13 protein-coding genes are annotated in these 14,691 nt (G+C 74.1%); 8 read left to right on the top strand and 5 right to left on the bottom strand.

Annotated features, from left to right (window positions below):
• Positions 1-51 precede the first annotated feature (51 nt).
• The 6 genes from IF01_RS0126010 (at position 52) to IF01_RS0126035 (ending at position 8,028) form a co-directional block, all read left to right on the top strand.
• Positions 52-921: a TrmH family RNA methyltransferase gene (locus IF01_RS0126010; protein ID WP_030395971.1), complete on the top strand. Its 870-nt coding sequence runs from the start codon at positions 52-54 to the stop codon at positions 919-921.
• 201 nt (positions 922-1,122) lie between these two features.
• Positions 1,123-2,226: a sensor histidine kinase gene (locus tag IF01_RS0126015; protein WP_030395972.1), complete on the top strand. Its 1,104-nt coding sequence runs from the start codon at positions 1,123-1,125 to the stop codon at positions 2,224-2,226.
• A gap of 279 nt (positions 2,227-2,505) precedes the next feature.
• Positions 2,506-3,627, top strand: a complete 1,122-nt coding sequence (gene pheS / locus IF01_RS0126020; protein ID WP_030395973.1) for a phenylalanine--tRNA ligase subunit alpha — start codon at positions 2,506-2,508, stop codon at positions 3,625-3,627.
• On the top strand, positions 3,627-6,128 hold the full coding sequence (pheT, locus tag IF01_RS0126025; RefSeq protein WP_030395974.1) for a phenylalanine--tRNA ligase subunit beta: 2,502 nt from the start codon (positions 3,627-3,629) through the stop codon (positions 6,126-6,128). Before pheS ends, pheT begins: the two co-directional genes overlap by 1 nt.
• Before the next feature lie 198 nt (positions 6,129-6,326).
• On the top strand, positions 6,327-7,166 hold the full coding sequence (locus tag IF01_RS0126030) for a chitosanase (RefSeq protein WP_030395975.1): 840 nt from the start codon (positions 6,327-6,329) through the stop codon (positions 7,164-7,166).
• A 130-nt stretch (positions 7,167-7,296) separates the two neighbouring features.
• A complete protein-coding gene (locus IF01_RS0126035) occupies positions 7,297-8,028 on the top strand; it encodes a DUF7873 family protein (RefSeq protein ID WP_030395976.1) in 732 nt (243 codons plus the stop codon).
• A gap of 405 nt (positions 8,029-8,433) precedes the next feature.
• Here IF01_RS0126035 and IF01_RS0126040 read toward each other — a convergent pair whose 3' ends face one another.
• Positions 8,434-9,303 (bottom strand): 3-hydroxybutyryl-CoA dehydrogenase, encoded by an 870-nt coding sequence (locus IF01_RS0126040; protein WP_030395977.1) that lies wholly within the window; start codon positions 9,301-9,303, stop codon positions 8,434-8,436.
• A 393-nt stretch (positions 9,304-9,696) separates the two neighbouring features.
• Here IF01_RS0126040 and IF01_RS0126045 point away from each other — a divergent pair, with 393 nt between their 5' ends.
• Positions 9,697-10,515: an SDR family NAD(P)-dependent oxidoreductase gene (locus tag IF01_RS0126045; protein ID WP_030395978.1), complete on the top strand. Its 819-nt coding sequence runs from the start codon at positions 9,697-9,699 to the stop codon at positions 10,513-10,515.
• Positions 10,516-10,590: 75 nt separating this feature from the next.
• Here the strand turns inward: IF01_RS0126045 and IF01_RS0126050 are convergent, their stop codons facing one another.
• Positions 10,591-11,616, bottom strand: a complete 1,026-nt coding sequence (locus IF01_RS0126050; RefSeq protein ID WP_030395979.1) for a ketopantoate reductase family protein — start codon at positions 11,614-11,616, stop codon at positions 10,591-10,593.
• 101 nt (positions 11,617-11,717) lie between these two features.
• Complete coding sequence (locus IF01_RS0126055) at positions 11,718-12,638, bottom strand: polysaccharide deacetylase family protein (protein WP_037781164.1); 921 nt, start codon at positions 12,636-12,638, stop codon at positions 11,718-11,720.
• Between the two features lie 285 nt (positions 12,639-12,923).
• On the opposite strand from IF01_RS0126055, the gene IF01_RS0126060 reads away from it, so the two are divergent.
• On the top strand, positions 12,924-13,805 hold the full coding sequence (locus IF01_RS0126060; protein ID WP_078880305.1) for an SAM-dependent methyltransferase: 882 nt from the start codon (positions 12,924-12,926) through the stop codon (positions 13,803-13,805).
• Positions 13,806-13,878: 73 nt separating this feature from the next.
• Here IF01_RS0126060 and IF01_RS0126065 read toward each other — a convergent pair whose 3' ends face one another.
• Both IF01_RS0126065 and IF01_RS0126070 read right to left on the bottom strand, forming a co-directional pair.
• A complete protein-coding gene (locus IF01_RS0126065) occupies positions 13,879-14,253 on the bottom strand; it encodes an Hsp15 family ribosome-associated heat shock protein (protein ID WP_030395982.1) in 375 nt (124 codons plus the stop codon).
• A 31-nt stretch (positions 14,254-14,284) separates the two neighbouring features.
• On the bottom strand, positions 14,285-14,689 hold the full coding sequence (locus IF01_RS0126070) for a VOC family protein (RefSeq protein ID WP_030395983.1): 405 nt from the start codon (positions 14,687-14,689) through the stop codon (positions 14,285-14,287).
• Positions 14,690-14,691: the final 2 nt, after the last annotated feature.

Here is a 14,691-nt window from a genome sequence, read left to right on the forward strand (position 1 = left end):
TTGCGTTACCGCGCAGCGTCACCGCACAGACGCCAGTACAGAGACGAGACCATGCCGAGCACCGACACGCCCCTGCTCACCTCCCTGCGCTCGCCGCGCGTCATCGCCGCCCGGAGGCTCGCCAAGCGCAGCCAGCGCGGCAAGGAGCGCCGCTTCCTCGCCGAGGGCCCGCAGGCCGTGCGCGAGGCCGTCGCGTACGGGCGGCTGCCGGGCTCGGGCGAGCACGTCGTCGTCGAGGTGTACGCCACGGTCGAGGCCGCCGAACGGCACGCCGGGATCGTCGAGTCCGCGCTGGCCGAGGGGCTGCCGGTGCTCACCGCCACGGACGAGGTGATCGCCGGGATCTGCGACACCGTCACCCCGCAGGGCATCGTCGCCCTCTGCCGCTTCATCGACACCCCGTTCGCCGAGGTGCTGGCCGCCCGGCCGAAGCTGGTCGCCGTGCTCGCCCACGTCCGCGACCCCGGGAACGCCGGCACCGTGCTGCGCACCGCCGACGCGGCCGGGGCCGACGCCGTGGTGCTCACCGACGCCTCCGTGGACCTCTACAACCCGAAGGCCGTGCGGGCCTCGGTCGGCAGCCTGTTCCACCTCCCGGTCGCCGTCGGCGTGCCGGTCGAGGAGGCGATCGGCCGGCTGCGCGAGGCCGGCGTGCGGGTGCTCGCCGCCGACGGCGCGGGGGAGCGCGACCTCGACCAGGAGCTCGACGAGGGCACCCTGGGCGCGCCCGGCGCGTGGGTGTTCGGCAACGAGGCGTGGGGGCTCCCGGAGGAGACCCGCGCGCTCACCGACGAGGTCGTGCGCGTGCCGATCCACGGGCACGCCGAGAGCCTCAACCTGGCCACCGCCGCCGCGGTCTGCCTGTACGCCTCGGCCCGCGCCCAGCGCTCGCCCGGCGGGTGCCGCGCGGCCGCCCGGTAGCGGCCGCCGGCGGCACCCCCGCCCGGCCGGGCTGCGCGCCACGCCCGGCCGTCCCGGGGCCGGTCCCCCGGCGACAGCCCGGGAACGGGGCCGCCCGGGCGCGCCGGGAACTCGTCGTGGGCCCTATTACCCGAGGCTGGGAGGCGCTAGGGTCTGCCTCGGTGGGGGGAAAGACACGGTGGGTAATCGGGGAGGACACCCATGGTCGGCAGCGGGCCAGAGCTCGACCCGGACGACCTGCCGGACGGCCTGGTGGTCGCCGACGCGTTGGGCCGGGTGGTCTGCTTCAACCGCGCCGCCGCCCGGCTGACCGGCGTCCAACCGGGGGCCGCCCTCGGCAGCGGACTGGAGGACGTCCTCCCGCTGGAGGACCTCGACGGCCGCCGCTGGTGGCAGCTGACCGACCCGTACGGCGGCCTCGCCGTCCGCACCAGCCAGCCGGAGCGCAATCTGCTGCTGCCCGGCGGCCGCGAGGTGCTGGTCTCCGCCCGCTACGTGCGGTCCCGCCCCAAGGGGCCGGTGGAGAAGCTGGTGATCGCCCTGCGCGGCACCGAGGCCCGCCGCCGCACCGAGCGCAGCCACGCCGAACTGATCGCCACCGTCGCCCACGAGCTGCGCTCGCCGCTCACCAGTGTCAAGGGCTTCACGGCGACCCTGCTCGCCAAGTGGGAGCGGTTCACCGACGGGCAGAAGCGGCTGATGCTGGAGACCGTGGACGCGGACGCCGACCGGGTCACCCGGCTGATCGCCGAGCTGCTCGACATCTCCCGGATCGACGCGGGTCGGCTGGAGCTGCGCAAGCAGGTGGTCGACCTGGGCGCCGCCGTCCGCCGCCACGTCGAGCGCAAGGTCGCCACCGGCATCCCCGAGGACCGCTTCGACATCCGGATCGGCGAGCCGCTGACGGTGCTGTGGGCGGACCCGGACAAGGTCGACCAGGTGCTCGCCAACCTGCTGGAAAATGCGGTGCGCCACGGCGAGGGGACTGTCACCATCGAGGTGGCACCGGCCAAGGAGGTCGTCGAGGCCCCCGTCTGGGAGCGCCCCGGCACCCCGCCCCGCATCGTGGAAGGCACAGCGGTCACCGTGAGCGACGAAGGAAGCGGCATCCCCGAAGAGGCGGTCCCACGCGTCTTCACCCGCTTCTGGCGCGGCTCCAGGCGCGGCGGCACCGGCCTCGGCCTCTACATCGTCAAGGGCATCGTCGAGGCCCACGGCGGCTCGATCCGGGTGGACCGCGCACCCGGCGGCGGCGCCCGGTTCCGATTCGTCCTGCCCGCCGGGATCCCCGACTTCATGCTCTGAACGAGCACCGGCGCCCTGCCCCGCAGGGCGCGGTCGGTCCACGGGCGGGCTTGACGGCGGTCGCGCTACGCGCTGCGACTACACTCGACCTTTGGCGTTGTGGAACGCCCTGCGCGGTTGTGCCGCGGACATCCCACCTCCCCCGTTCGGAGACCGGCTGCCCGTGCCCCGGCCACGCCGGGCGTGACGCGGTGGCCCCCTCCTGCCCGTCGGCGGGCCCGGAGGGCGCACGAGCCCCCTTACCTGAGCACGGACGAGCAGGAGCACGGGAAGATAGAGATGTCGGCACCCAACAAGTCGTACGACCCGGTCGAGGTCGAGGCCCTCAAGCCCGAGGTGGTGGAGGCGGCCCGGGACGAGGCGCTCGCCGCGTTCGCCGCCGCCACCAGCCTCGACGAGCTGAAGCAGGCCAAGGTCGCCCACACCGGCGACCGCTCCGCGCTCTCCCTCGCCAACCGCGAGATCGGAGCCCTGCCCCCGCACGCCAAGGCCGCCGCCGGCAAGCTGATCGGCCAGGCCCGGGGCGCCGTCAACCAGGCCCTCGCCAAGCGGCAGGGCGAACTGGAGGCCGAGCGCGACGCCCGGGTGCTGGTCGAGGAGGCGGTGGACGTCACCCTGCCCTACGACCGCACCCCGCGCGGCGCCCGCCACCCGCTGACCACGCTGGCCGAGCGCATCGAGGACACCTTCGTCGCGATGGGCTACCAGGTCGCCGAGGGCCCAGAGGTCGAGGCCGAGTGGCTGAACTTCGACGCCCTCAACCTGGGCCCGGACCACCCGGCCCGCTCCATGCAGGACACCTTCTTCGTCCGGGCCCCGGACGGCTCCGCCGACTCCGGCGTGGTGCTGCGCACCCAGACCTCCCCGGTCCAGGCCCGCACCCTGCTCGACCGCAAGCCCCCCGTCTACGTGGTCTGCCCCGGCCGGGTCTACCGCACCGACGAGCTGGACGCCACCCACACCCCGGTCTTCCGGCAGGTCGAGGGCTTGGCCGTGGACGAGGGCATCACCTTCGCCGACCTCAAGGGCACCATCGAGCAGCTGGTCTCGACCCTGATCGGCGACGGCCTGGAACTGCGCTGGCGGCCCTCGTACTTCCCGTTCACCGAGCCGAGTGCCGAGATCGACCTGCAGTGCTTCGTGTGCCGCGGCGAGTCGGTCGGCAACCCGGACCGGCCCTGCCGCACCTGCGGCTCCGAGGGCTGGATCGAGCTCGGCGGCTGCGGCGTCGTCAACCCGCGGGTGCTGGTCGCCTGCGGTGTCGACCCCGACCGCTACAGCGGGTTCGCGTTCGGCCTGGGCCTGGAGCGGATCCTGATGAACCGTCACAACGTCGCCGACATGCGCGACATGGTCGAGGGTGACGTGCGCTTCACCCTCCCGTTCGGGATGGAGATCTGATGCGCGTCCCGCTTTCCTGGCTGCGCGAGTACGTCGACCTGCCGGCCGGCGAGACCGGCCGCGACGTGGCCGAGCGCCTGGTCCGGGCCGGCCTGGAGGTCGAGACCGTCGAGCAGATCGGCGGCGACCTCAAGGGCCCGCTGGTGGTCGGCGAGGTGCTCTCCATCGAGGAGCTGACCGGCTTCAAGAAGCCGATCCGGCACTGCTGGGTCAACGTCGGCGAGGCCAACGGCACCGGCGACCCGCAGGAGATCGTCTGCGGCGCCACCAACTTCGCCGTCGGCGACAAGGTCGTCGTGGTCCTCCCGGGCGCCGTGCTGCCCGGTCCGTTCCCGATCGCCGCCCGCCAGACCTACGGCCACACCTCGGCCGGCATGATCTGCTCCGCCCGCGAGCTGGGCATGGGCGACGACCACGACGGCATCATCGTGCTGCCGCCCGAGTACGAGCCCGGCACCGACGCGATCGAGCTGCTCCAGTTGGTCGACGAGGTGCTCGACATCGCCGTCACCCCGGACCGCGGCTACTGCCTGTCCATGCGCGGCGTCGCCCGCGAGGCCGCCGCCGCGTACGGGCTGCCGCTGGCCGACCCGGCGCTGCTCGACGTGCCGCCGGCGAACTCCTTCGGCTACCTGGTGAAGGTCAACGACCCGGCCGGCTGCGACCGCTTCGTGGCCCGCACCGTGGTCGGCATCGACCCGGCCGCCAAGTCCCCGATCTGGCTCCAGCGCCGGCTGCAGAAGGCGGGCATCCGCCCGATCTCGCTCGCCGTCGACATCACCAACTACGTGATGCTGGAGGTCGGGCAGCCGCTGCACGCCTACGACAAGCAGCGCGTGGACGGCCCGATCACGGTCCGCCGGGCCGAGCCGGGCGAGAGCCTGACCACCCTCGACGGCGTCAAGCGCACGCTGTCCGCCGAGGACCTGCTGATCTGCGACAACAGCGGCCCGATCGGCCTGGCCGGTGTCATGGGCGGCGCCTCCACCGAGATCCTCGACCCGGCCGCCGGCCCGGGCACCACCGAGGTGATCATCGAGGCGGCGCACTTCGACCCGGTCGCCATCGCCCGCGGTGCCAAGCGGCACAAGCTGCCCTCCGAGGCGTCCAAGCGCTTCGAGCGCGGCGTCGACCCGGAGGCCGCCCGCGCCGCCGCGCAGCGCGCCGTCGACCTGCTGGTGCTGATCGCCGGCGGCACCGCCGAGGCCGGTGTCACCGACATCGCCGCCCCGCACCCGGTGCGCACCATCACCATCGCCGCCGACCTGCCCGACCGGGTCGCCGGCACCGGGTACGGCCGCGAGACCGTCACCCGGCGCCTCCAGGAGATCGGCTGCTCGGTCTCCGGCGCCGACGTCCTGGAGGTCACCCCGCCGACCTGGCGCCCCGACCTCACCGACCCGTACGACCTCGCGGAGGAGGTCATCCGACTGGAGGGGTACGACAACGTCCCCGCCCGGATGCCCACCGTCCCGCCGGGCAAGGGCCTGACCGAGGCCCAGCGGACGCACCGCCGGGTGGGCGTGGCGCTGGCCGGCGCCGGCTTCGTCGAGGTCAACAACTACCCGTTCGTCGGCGAGGCGTCCTTCGACGCGCTCGGCCTGGAGCCGGACGACCGCCGCCGCCGGACGGTGACGCTGGTCAACCCGCTCAACGACGAGGAGCCGGGGCTGCGCACCACGCTGCTGCCGGGCCTGCTCGGGGCGCTGCGCCGCAACATCGGCCGCGGCAACACCGATCTGGCGATCTTCGAGACGGGGACGGTGTTCCTGCCGAAGGACGAGCTGTCGGTCGCCCCGCGCCCGGCCGTCGACCGCCGTCCCAGCGCCGAGGAGCTGGCCGCGCTGGACGCCGCGCTGCCGCACCAGCCGCGCCGGGTCGCGGTGGCGCTGGCCGGCGAGCGGCTGCCGTCCGGCTGGTGGGGCAAGGGCTCCGCGGCCGGCTGGGCCGACGCGATCGAGGCCGCCCGCGCGGTGGCCCGGGCCGCCGGTGTCGAGCTGGACGTGCGCCGGGGCCAGCTGCTGCCCTGGCACCCGGGCCGCTGCGCCGAGCTGGTCGTGGCGGGCACCGACCGGGTGGTCGGCCACGCCGGTGAGCTGCACCCGCGCGCCGTCAAGGCGCTGGGCCTGCCCGAGCGCACCGCCGCGATGGAGCTCGACCTGGACCTGCTGTCCGCCGACGGCGCCGTGCGGGTCGACGGCCCGCCGGTCTCCGGGTTCCCGGTGGCCACCCAGGACGTCGCGCTGATCGTCGACGCGGCCGTGCCGGCCGCCGAGGTCGAGGCCGCGCTGCGGGCCGGGGCCGGCGAGCTGCTGGAGGCGATCCGGCTGTTCGACGTCTTCACCGGCGAGCAGGTCGGCGAGGGCCGCAAGTCGCTGGCGTACGCGCTGCGGTTCCGCGCCGCGGACCGGACGCTGACCGCCGACGAGGCGAGCGCCGCCCGCGAGGCGGCCGTCGCCGAGGCCGTCGCCCGCACCGGCGCGGTGCTGCGCGGCGCCTGACGGACAGTCCGCCCAGCGGTACGAGGGCCCCGACCGGAGTTCCGGTCGGGGCCTTTCGCATGACCGGGCCCGCAAAGATGGCGTCAGGGCCTTGCGCGGTGGTGGGCGTGAACGCTTCAATCTAGTTAGGAAACTTTCCTAACTCTCCTCATGGGTCCGGAGACCCCCATGCCCCGGACCAGGGAAACGGAGCGCCCCATGCGACTCAAGCACCCCACCGCCCGGCTCGCCCTCGCCGCCCTGCTGGTCGCCGTCCCGGCCAGTGTCGCGGCCGCCGGCACCGTCCACGCCGCCCCGGCCCCCGCGAGCGCCACCCGGCTCGCGGCCGTCGGCCTGGACGACCCGCACAAGAAGGACATCGCCATGCAGCTGGTGTCCAGCGCCGAGAACTCCTCCCTCGACTGGAAGTCCCAGTACAAGTACATCGAGGACATCAAGGACGGCCGCGGCTACACCGCCGGCATCATCGGCTTCTGTTCCGGCACCGGTGACATGCTCGACCTGGTCGAGCACTACACCGACCTCAAGCCGGGCAACATCCTCGCCAAGTACCTCCCGGCGCTGCGCAAGGTCAACGGCACCGAGTCGCACGCCGGCCTCGGCTCCGCCTTCGAGAAGGACTGGGCCACCGCCGCCAAGGACAGCGTCTTCCAGCAGGCCCAGAACGACGAGCGCGACCGCGTCTACTTCAACCCCGCGGTCAACCAGGCCAAGGCCGACGGCCTGCGCGCGCTCGGCCAGTTCGCCTACTACGACGCGATCGTCATGCACGGCCCCGGCGACAGCTCGGACAGCTTCGGCGGCATCCGCAAGGCCGCCATGAAGAAGGCCAAGACCCCCGCCCAGGGCGGCGACGAGGCCGCCTACCTCAAGGCCTTCCTGGCGGCCCGCAAGACCGTGATGCTGAAGGAGGAGGCCCACTCCGACACCAGCCGGGTCGACACCGAGCAGACGGTGTTCCTCAACGCCAAGAACTTCGACCTCAACCCGCCGCTGAAGTGGAAGGTCTACGGGGACAGCTACGCCATCAACAGCTGACGGACCGCCCGGTGGCGGGCGGGAGGCGCGGCGGCGGCCGGGCCTCCCGCCGCGGGCGTGCCCGGAACGGACGTGCGGTGCCCCGTAATTCGGATGACGGTCGAACGCGTGCGCTGGTAGCGTCCCCGACGTGGCAAAGCTGAACCAGATCATCGCCGTCGAAAAGGGCGTCAAGTCGAAGTCCTTCCAGGAGCTGACGCAGTCCCACCAGGACTTGCAGAAGCCCCCGCTGCTGGCCGGCATCTCCCGTACCTACCAGCCCAAGGACGAGGAGGGGGAGCAGCTTCCGCCGGAGTCCACCCGGGTCCAGATCAAGGCCGAGGACGTGCTGCGGGCCACGGCCACCACCCTGACCAGGCTGTTCGACGTGGTCGCGACCAAGGACTGGGCGAACACCACCGCCCGCGCGGACGTGGTGGTGGACGGCCGCACCCTCGTCGCCGACGCGCCGGTCACCTACCTGCTCTTCCTGGAGAAGCAGCTCACCGACCTGCGGACCTTCGTCCGCAAGCTGCCCGTGCTGGACGCCGCCGAGGCCTGGAGCCACGACCCGTCCACGGACTCCTGGAAGACCGAGGCGGTGCGCACCAACCGGACCAGGAAGGTGCCGCGCAACCACGTCAAGGCCGAGGCGACCGAGAAGCACCCGGCCCAGGTCGAGGTGTACTACGAGGACATCGCGATCGGCTACTGGACGACGGTGAAGTTCTCCGGGGCGCTCCCGGCCCGGCGGGTCAACGAGCTCGTCGAGCGGGTCGAGAAGCTCCAGCAGGCCGTGCAGTTCGCCCGCGAGGAGGCCAACGGGGCCGAGGTCGACGACCGCAGGGTGGGCGACGCGGTGTTCGGCTACCTGTTCGGGTAGCCCCATGATCGCCCCCGGGTGAGACCGGGGGTGGCGCGAAGAGCGCAAGCTGATACTGAGGTTGAAGCTGATACCGGGGAAATGGTGGGGGTTCGATTCCCTCCTCCGGCACCACCTGCCGGAGTGGCCCAAATGGCAGAGGCGCCCCGTAAGACTCAGACTCTCGCTCAAGACTCAGCATTCGCCGCCGAGTGCCGGATCGACCGGGTGTGTGCTACAGCGTGGGTTGCGGGTTCGACTCCCGTCTGCGCCTCTCCGTGGCGCGGTAGCTTCAATGGCAGAGCAACGTTGTGAGACTGACCCACACCCTTAAACGTGCCGGTGCAGAGCAATTGGGTGGCACATCAGGGGCCCGGGAGCTGGATACCGCTCCCGGGCCCCGTCACGTCCGCTGCCGGCGGACCGTCAGGCGGTCGCGGTGTAGTCGTAGAAGCCCCGGCCGGACTTGCGGCCCAGCAGGCCCGCGTCGACCATCCGGGACAGCAGCGGCGGAGCGGCGTACAGCGGCTCCTTGTACTCGTCGTACATCGACTCGGCGATGGAGACGATGGTGTCCAGGCCGATCAGGTCGCACAGCCGCAGCGGGCCCATCGGGTGGGCGCAGCCGGCCTCCATGCCCTTGTCGATGTCGGAGGCGGTGGCCACACCGGTCTCGAACATCCGCACCGCGGACAGCAGGTACGGCACCAGCAGCGCGTTGACCACGAAGCCGGCCCGGTCCCGGGCGCGGATCGGGGCCTTGTGCAGCACCTCGACGGCGAAGGTCTCGGCGCGGTCGGTGGTCGCCGAGGAGGTGGTCAGGGTCGGGATCACCTCGACCAGCTTCTGCACCGGCGCCGGGTTGAAGAAGTGCAGGCCGATCACCTGCTCGGGACGGGAGGTGGCGGCGGCCAGCTTCACGATCGGGATCGAGGAGGTGTTGGAGGCGAGGATCGCGTCCCGCCGCTCGACGACGCGGTCCAGCGTCTCGAAGATCTTCACCTTGATGTCCTCGCGCTCGGCGACCGCCTCGACCACCAGGTCGCGGTCGGCGAAGTCCGCCAGGTCGACGGTGAAGGACAGCCGGGCGAGCGCCTCGTCCTTCTCCTCCTCCGTCAGCTTGCCGCGCTTCACGGCCGTCTCCAGTGAGTTGGTCAGCCGGGTGCGCCCGAACTCCAGCGCCTCCCCACTGGCCTCGGCGACCAGGACGTCCAGCCCCGCCCGGGCGAACACCTCCGCGATGCCCGACCCCATCAGGCCGCAGCCGATCACTCCGACGCGCGCGATGTCACTCACTCAGTTGCCCTTCGGTGGTGCCGGGGGTCGCCCAGCGACAGTGGCCCAGCAGCTGCTGTTCGGCGGTTCGGGGGCACCGGTATGTGCGGACCGGTGCACCGTCCCGACGACGTTACTACTCCCTACCGGCGAGTAGGTCATCCCCTCCCCGGGCGGAACGGCCGGTCCCCGCCCCCAGGTCGTCCCGACCGCGTCGCCCCGCCGGTCCCCGGTCCCTCCCTGCGCGTTCCCGCCCCGCCCCCGCCCCGCCCCCGCCCCGCCGCCGCCCCGGGCCTGCGCCGAACGGGTGGGCCCGTCCGCGTCGTACGGCGCCCCGGGCACCGCCCCCGCCCGCCGGGGGACAGAATGCGGGCCGGACAGCGGGTGGCCGGGGAGACGCGAAGGAGCAGGGGCATGCCGACGGGATCGCTCATGGGACAGGTCGCCCTGGTCACCGGCGCCGGCCGCGGCATCGGCCGGGAGATCGCCATCGGCCTCGCCGCCGAGGGCATGGCCGTCGGCCTGGTCGGCCGCACCCACGAGACCCTCACCGACACCCTCAAGGAATGCGTCCGGCACGGCTCGCGCGGCGTCGCCGTCACCGCCGACGTCACCCGCCCCGGCTCGGTCCGCGAGGCCGTCCGCCTCGTCGAACGCGACCTCGGCCCGATCGACCTGCTGGTCAACAACGCCGGCCGGACCGACCCGGTCGAGGCCCCGCTCTGGGAGACCGACGTCAACCAGTGGTGGCAGGTCGTCGAGGTCAACCTGCGCGGCCCCTACAACCTGCTGCGCTGCGTCCTGCCCGGCATGGTCGAGCGCCGCCGCGGCCGCGTCGTCAACCTCAACTCCGGCTTCGCGCTGCGCCCCGAGAGCCGGTACACCGCGTACGCCACCTCCAAGGCCGCGCTGCTCCGGCTCTCCGACAACCTCGCCGACCCGCTCGCCGAGCACGGCATCGTCGTCCTCGACATCAGCCCCGGCGCCGTCGCCACCGACATGACCGCCGGGATGCCGATGTTCCAGGACATGAAGGCCTGGGGCTCCGTCCCGTACATGGTCGCCGTCACCGTGGACGCCGCGCGCGGGCGCTTCGACGCGCTGCACGGCCGGTTCATCCACGCCGGGCGGGACAACCTGGAGGAGCTCGTCCGCCGCGCGGAGGAGATCCGCGCGGCGGACGCCCGGACGCTGCGGCTGCGCGCCTACGGGCCGGACGACCCGATGGGCTGACCGGGTGCGGGGTGTCCGGGTGCGGGCGTGCGGGGCGGGACAGCGCGCGGGCGTGACGGAGCGGGGGAGGGGCGCTCAGAGGCCGGCGAGCGCCGCCAATGCGTCCAGTTCCTCCGGCGTCAGCGAACCCGGCGCCCGCCCGGCCCGGGCGAACTCCCCGGCCAGCCGCTGGAGCGCCTCGTTCAGCGGCGCCGCCGCCCCGTGCAGCCGCGCCAGCAGGACGATCTCCCCGTTCAGGTGGTCCGCCTCGATCGAACCCGTCCCGCGCGCCAGGCTCTGCCAGGACGAGGACCCGGTCCGCTGCTCGCCCTCCACCGGCTCCAGCCGCAGAGCCTTGCCGCAGGTGCGGGCCAGCTCGTCCGGATCGTCGTGGGGGATGCCGGCGGCCGCCAGCACGGCCGCGCCCTCGGCGGTCACCCGCTCGTACAGCGCCTCCAGCCGGCCGTCCGCCGACCCCCGGCCGTACGGGCCCCGCCCGGCCACCGCGTCCAGGGCGTTGCCGAGGTTGCCGAGCAGCTTGGTGTACTTCCAGCGCGCCACGTCCGCGTCCACCGGCGCGCTGAAGCCCGACCCGTCGAGGTCGGCGGCGATCGCGGCGGCCCGCTCGCCCCCGCTGCCGGACGGGTACCCGCCCAGCCGCAGGATCCCGCTCACCGGGGTGCCGTTGGCGCTCACCCGGCCCGGCGCCACATGGGTGGACGGCATCCACACGAACACCGCCAGCACCTCGCGGAACAGCCGCAGCGCGAGCCGCTCGTTCTCCACGCCGTTCTGCGCGCACACCAGCGGCAGCCGCTCGCCGGCCGTCCCGCCGCCCGCCACCGGGCGCGGCGCCCACTCGGCCAGCACGGCGGCGGTGTCCTGCGACTTCACGGCGAGCAGCAGCACGTCGTCCGGCCGCAGCTCCAGCTCCGTCGGCCCGCCGACCGCCGGGACCCGCAGCGTCCGGGTGCCCTGCGGCGTCCCGAACCACAGCCCCTCCGCGCGCAGTGCCCCCAGGTGCGCGCCGCGCGCCACCAGGACCACCTCGTGTCCGCCCTCGTGCAGCCGGGCACCGATCGTGCCGCCCACCGCACCCGCCCCGATGATGATGTAGCGCATGCCCGAAGCATCCCACGGCCGCCCCACGGCCCCACGGCCCCCGTCCGGCCCGGGCGGAGAGGGGCTGTGGGGCCGTGGAGGGCGGGCCGGGACGACCGGGGTCAGGCGCAGAGGCGGCTGGCGGTCACCGGGGTGAGGCCGGCCTTGGCGAGGCCGTCGAGGATGCCCGGCAGGGCGTCCACCGTGCAGCGGTGCCCCATGTGCAGGGCGACCACCGAGCCGCCGCGCACCGAGTTGAGCACCCGCCGCTGCAGTTCGGCGGCGGTCGGGTCGGCGTAGTCGCGCGGGTCCACGTCGAAGGCGAGCACGTGCTCGTAGCCGACCGCCCTGGCCTGCTCCCGCACCATCGGCGTCGCGTACTGGGCGGCGGACGGGCGGAACCAGCGGCCGATCGAGCCGGTCAGCCGCTGCAGCCGCTCCGCGCACTGGGCGATCTCGTCGCGCGCCCGGTCCGGGGACATCGCCGAGATGTTCTGGTGGTTCTGGGTGTGGTTGCCCAGCTCGTGGCCGCCGTCCAGGATCCGCCGGGCCATCTGCGGCTGCTGGTCCAGCCAGCTGCCGACGACCATCACGGTGAGGCCGACGCCGCGCTTCTCGGCGGTCTCCAGCAGCGCCGTGGCCAGCGCCGGATCACCGCTGCCGTGGCAGGTCAGCGCGACATTGCGGCCGGTGCGCGGCCCGTACGCCACCTCGAAGGGCGTGCCGGCCGCCAACGGCGGCAGCACCGGCGGGACGGGCGGCGCACTGGCGGCCGCCGCGGCCCGGGCGGCCGAGCCGTCCGGCACCGGCCCGTCGGACGGCGGGGCCGACGCGGTGGGCGCGGGTGAGGCGGGACCCTCGTCGGCCGGCCAGGCCGGGTCCACGGTGCCGGACGGGTCCACCGGGCCCGGACGCACGGCGAACGACCCCGGATCGGCCCGGCGGCGGCCGGTGTCGCCGCAGGCGGTGAGCAGCCCGCCGGCCGAGGCGAGAGCGGCCAGCTTGACGGTGGTGCGCAGAACGGTGCGCCGGTCGACAGTCATCGGCAGCCAGCATAGAGACGCCGCCCCCCGGCGGCGAACGGCGGCCGCGCCGGGCGCGGACCGGGACCAGGCCGCCCGCGCGGCATCGTTCGGACGCTGCGGAAACCTGAACTACCGCTGTTTCGGCGGCGTGTCGTCGGTTACGATCACGGCGCACCGTGCGGTGGGGGCCGCTCGGCGGCCGCCCGACGGCCGCACGGCGCGACGGGGGCCCGGGACGTCCGGCAGCGGACGGGCCGGCGCACAGCACGCGGCGGACACGCAGCGGACACCAGGGGGCGGAAGATGACCGAGGACACCAGCACGACGGCCGACGTCGTGGACGCATGGGAATGGGCGCGCGCCGAGGACTGGCAGCCGCCGACGGAACTCGACACCGGCGTGCCGCACACCGCCCGGATGTACGACTACTACCTCGGCGGCAAGGACAACTTCGAGGCCGACCGCAAGGCCGCCGAGGCCGCCATCGCCGCCTACCCGGCGCTGCCGCTGCTGGCCCGCACCAACCGCGAGTTCCTCGGCCGGGCCGTGGAGTTCGCGGCCGGCCGGGGGATCCGGCAGTTCGTCGACATCGGCACCGGCATCCCGGCCGTCGGCTCCACCAGCGAGGTCGCCCAGCGGGCCGCGCCCGACGCCCGGGTCGTCTACATCGACAACGACCCGATCGTGGCCACCCACGCCCGCGCCCTGCTCTCCGGCCACCCGGCGGGCCACACCTCCGTCATCGAGGCGGACATGCGCGAGCCCGAGGCGATCCTCGACCACCCCGCCCTGCGCGGCGCCGTCGACCTCGGCGAGCCGGTCGCCCTGATGCTGGTCGCCGTGCTGCACTTCATCCGCGACGAGGACGGCGCCGAGCGGATCGTCCGCACCCTGCGCGACGCGCTCGCCCCCGGCAGCGCGCTGATCCTCTCCCACGGCAGCCCCGACTTCGCCTCCCGCGAGAGCGCCGCCGAGGGCACCCGCATCTACCGCAGCGCCAGCGCGCCGCTGGTGCTGCGCCCCCGCGCGGCCGTCGAACCCTTCTTCGGCGACTTCGAGTTCGTCGGCCCCGGGCTGGTCCAGCTCCCGCTCTGGCGCCCCGTCGCCGGCCACGTCCCCACCGCCGACCTCCCGGCCGGCTGGCAGGACGTCTCGGCCTACGCCGGCGTCGCCTTCAAGAACTGAGCGGCGGCCGGGCAGTCGCCCGAGGGAGCGGCGGCCCGGGGCCGGGCGGTCCGCCCGGCCCCGGTGGCCGGGGTCAGCGGCCGCGCAGGCCGTCCATGTCGCGGCGGTCGCGCTTGGTGGGGCGGCCGGCGCCGCGGTCGCGCAGGCCGGGGGCGGCCACGAACTCCCGGGCCGGGCGCGGCGGGCTGTTGTCCACCAGGCAGTCGGCCGCGACCTCGGCGCCGACCCGCTTGCGGATGAGCTTGCGCACCACGACGACCCGCTCCCAGCCCTCCTGGCGCACCCGGACCTCGTCGCCGGGCTTCACCGCCTGCGCCGGCTTGGCCCGTTCGCCGTTCACCCGCACGTGCCCGGCCTTGCAGGCCGCCGCGGCGGCCGACCGCGTCTTCGCCAGCCGCACCGACCAGATCCAGCTGTCCACCCGGACGTTTCCCTCGTTCTCGACCATCCTCCGAGCTTAGGACCGCGCCGTGCGGCGCTCAGCGGCGGCCGGGGGCTTCCTGGACGGCCCAGCCGTTGCCGTCCGGGTCGTTGAAGAAGACGAAGGAGTTCCACACCTCGCCCCGGCCGTCGACCCGGTCCCCGGCCTCGAAGTGCTGCACCGGGCTCACTTCGACGCCGCGGGCCAGCAGCTCCTTGTAGGCGCGGTCGATGTCCGGCACCACGAGCTGGAGGCCCTTCACCGAGCCGGCCGGGGCGTCGGTCAGGCCGGTGCCCAGCACGATCGAGCAGCCGGAGCCGGGCGGCGTCAGCTGCACCACCCGCAGGCCGTCCCGGATCCGGGTGTCGTGGTCGACGGCGAAACCGGCCTGCTCCTCGTAGAAGACCTTGGCCCGGTCGACGTCCGCCACCGGGACCACCACCACTTCCAGCTTCCAATCCATGG

The organism is Kitasatospora purpeofusca, assembly GCF_000718025.1.
GTDB classification, from domain to species: Bacteria; Actinomycetota; Actinomycetes; order Streptomycetales; family Streptomycetaceae; genus Kitasatospora; species Kitasatospora purpeofusca.

What these genes read in the sequence shown, in the direction of transcription:
- IF01_RS0126010 (WP_030395971.1), top strand. Translation starts at nt 52, where the DNA reads ATGCCGAGCACCGACACGCCCCTGCTCACCTCCCTGCGCTCGCCGCGC.
- IF01_RS0126015 (WP_030395972.1), top strand. Translation starts at nt 1,123, where the DNA reads ATGGTCGGCAGCGGGCCAGAGCTCGACCCGGACGACCTGCCGGACGGC.
- pheS (WP_030395973.1), top strand. Translation starts at nt 2,506, where the DNA reads ATGTCGGCACCCAACAAGTCGTACGACCCGGTCGAGGTCGAGGCCCTC.
- pheT (WP_030395974.1), top strand. Translation starts at nt 3,627, where the DNA reads ATGCGCGTCCCGCTTTCCTGGCTGCGCGAGTACGTCGACCTGCCGGCC.
- IF01_RS0126030 (WP_030395975.1), top strand. Translation starts at nt 6,327, where the DNA reads ATGCGACTCAAGCACCCCACCGCCCGGCTCGCCCTCGCCGCCCTGCTG.
- IF01_RS0126045 (WP_030395978.1), top strand. Translation starts at nt 9,697, where the DNA reads ATGCCGACGGGATCGCTCATGGGACAGGTCGCCCTGGTCACCGGCGCC.
- IF01_RS0126050 (WP_030395979.1), bottom strand. Translation starts at nt 11,616, where the DNA reads ATGCGCTACATCATCATCGGGGCGGGTGCGGTGGGCGGCACGATCGGT.
- IF01_RS0126055 (WP_037781164.1), bottom strand. Translation starts at nt 12,638, where the DNA reads ATGACTGTCGACCGGCGCACCGTTCTGCGCACCACCGTCAAGCTGGCC.
- IF01_RS0126060 (WP_078880305.1), top strand. Translation starts at nt 12,924, where the DNA reads ATGACCGAGGACACCAGCACGACGGCCGACGTCGTGGACGCATGGGAA.
- IF01_RS0126065 (WP_030395982.1), bottom strand. Translation starts at nt 14,253, where the DNA reads ATGGTCGAGAACGAGGGAAACGTCCGGGTGGACAGCTGGATCTGGTCG.
- IF01_RS0126070 (WP_030395983.1), bottom strand. Translation starts at nt 14,689, where the DNA reads ATGGATTGGAAGCTGGAAGTGGTGGTGGTCCCGGTGGCGGACGTCGAC.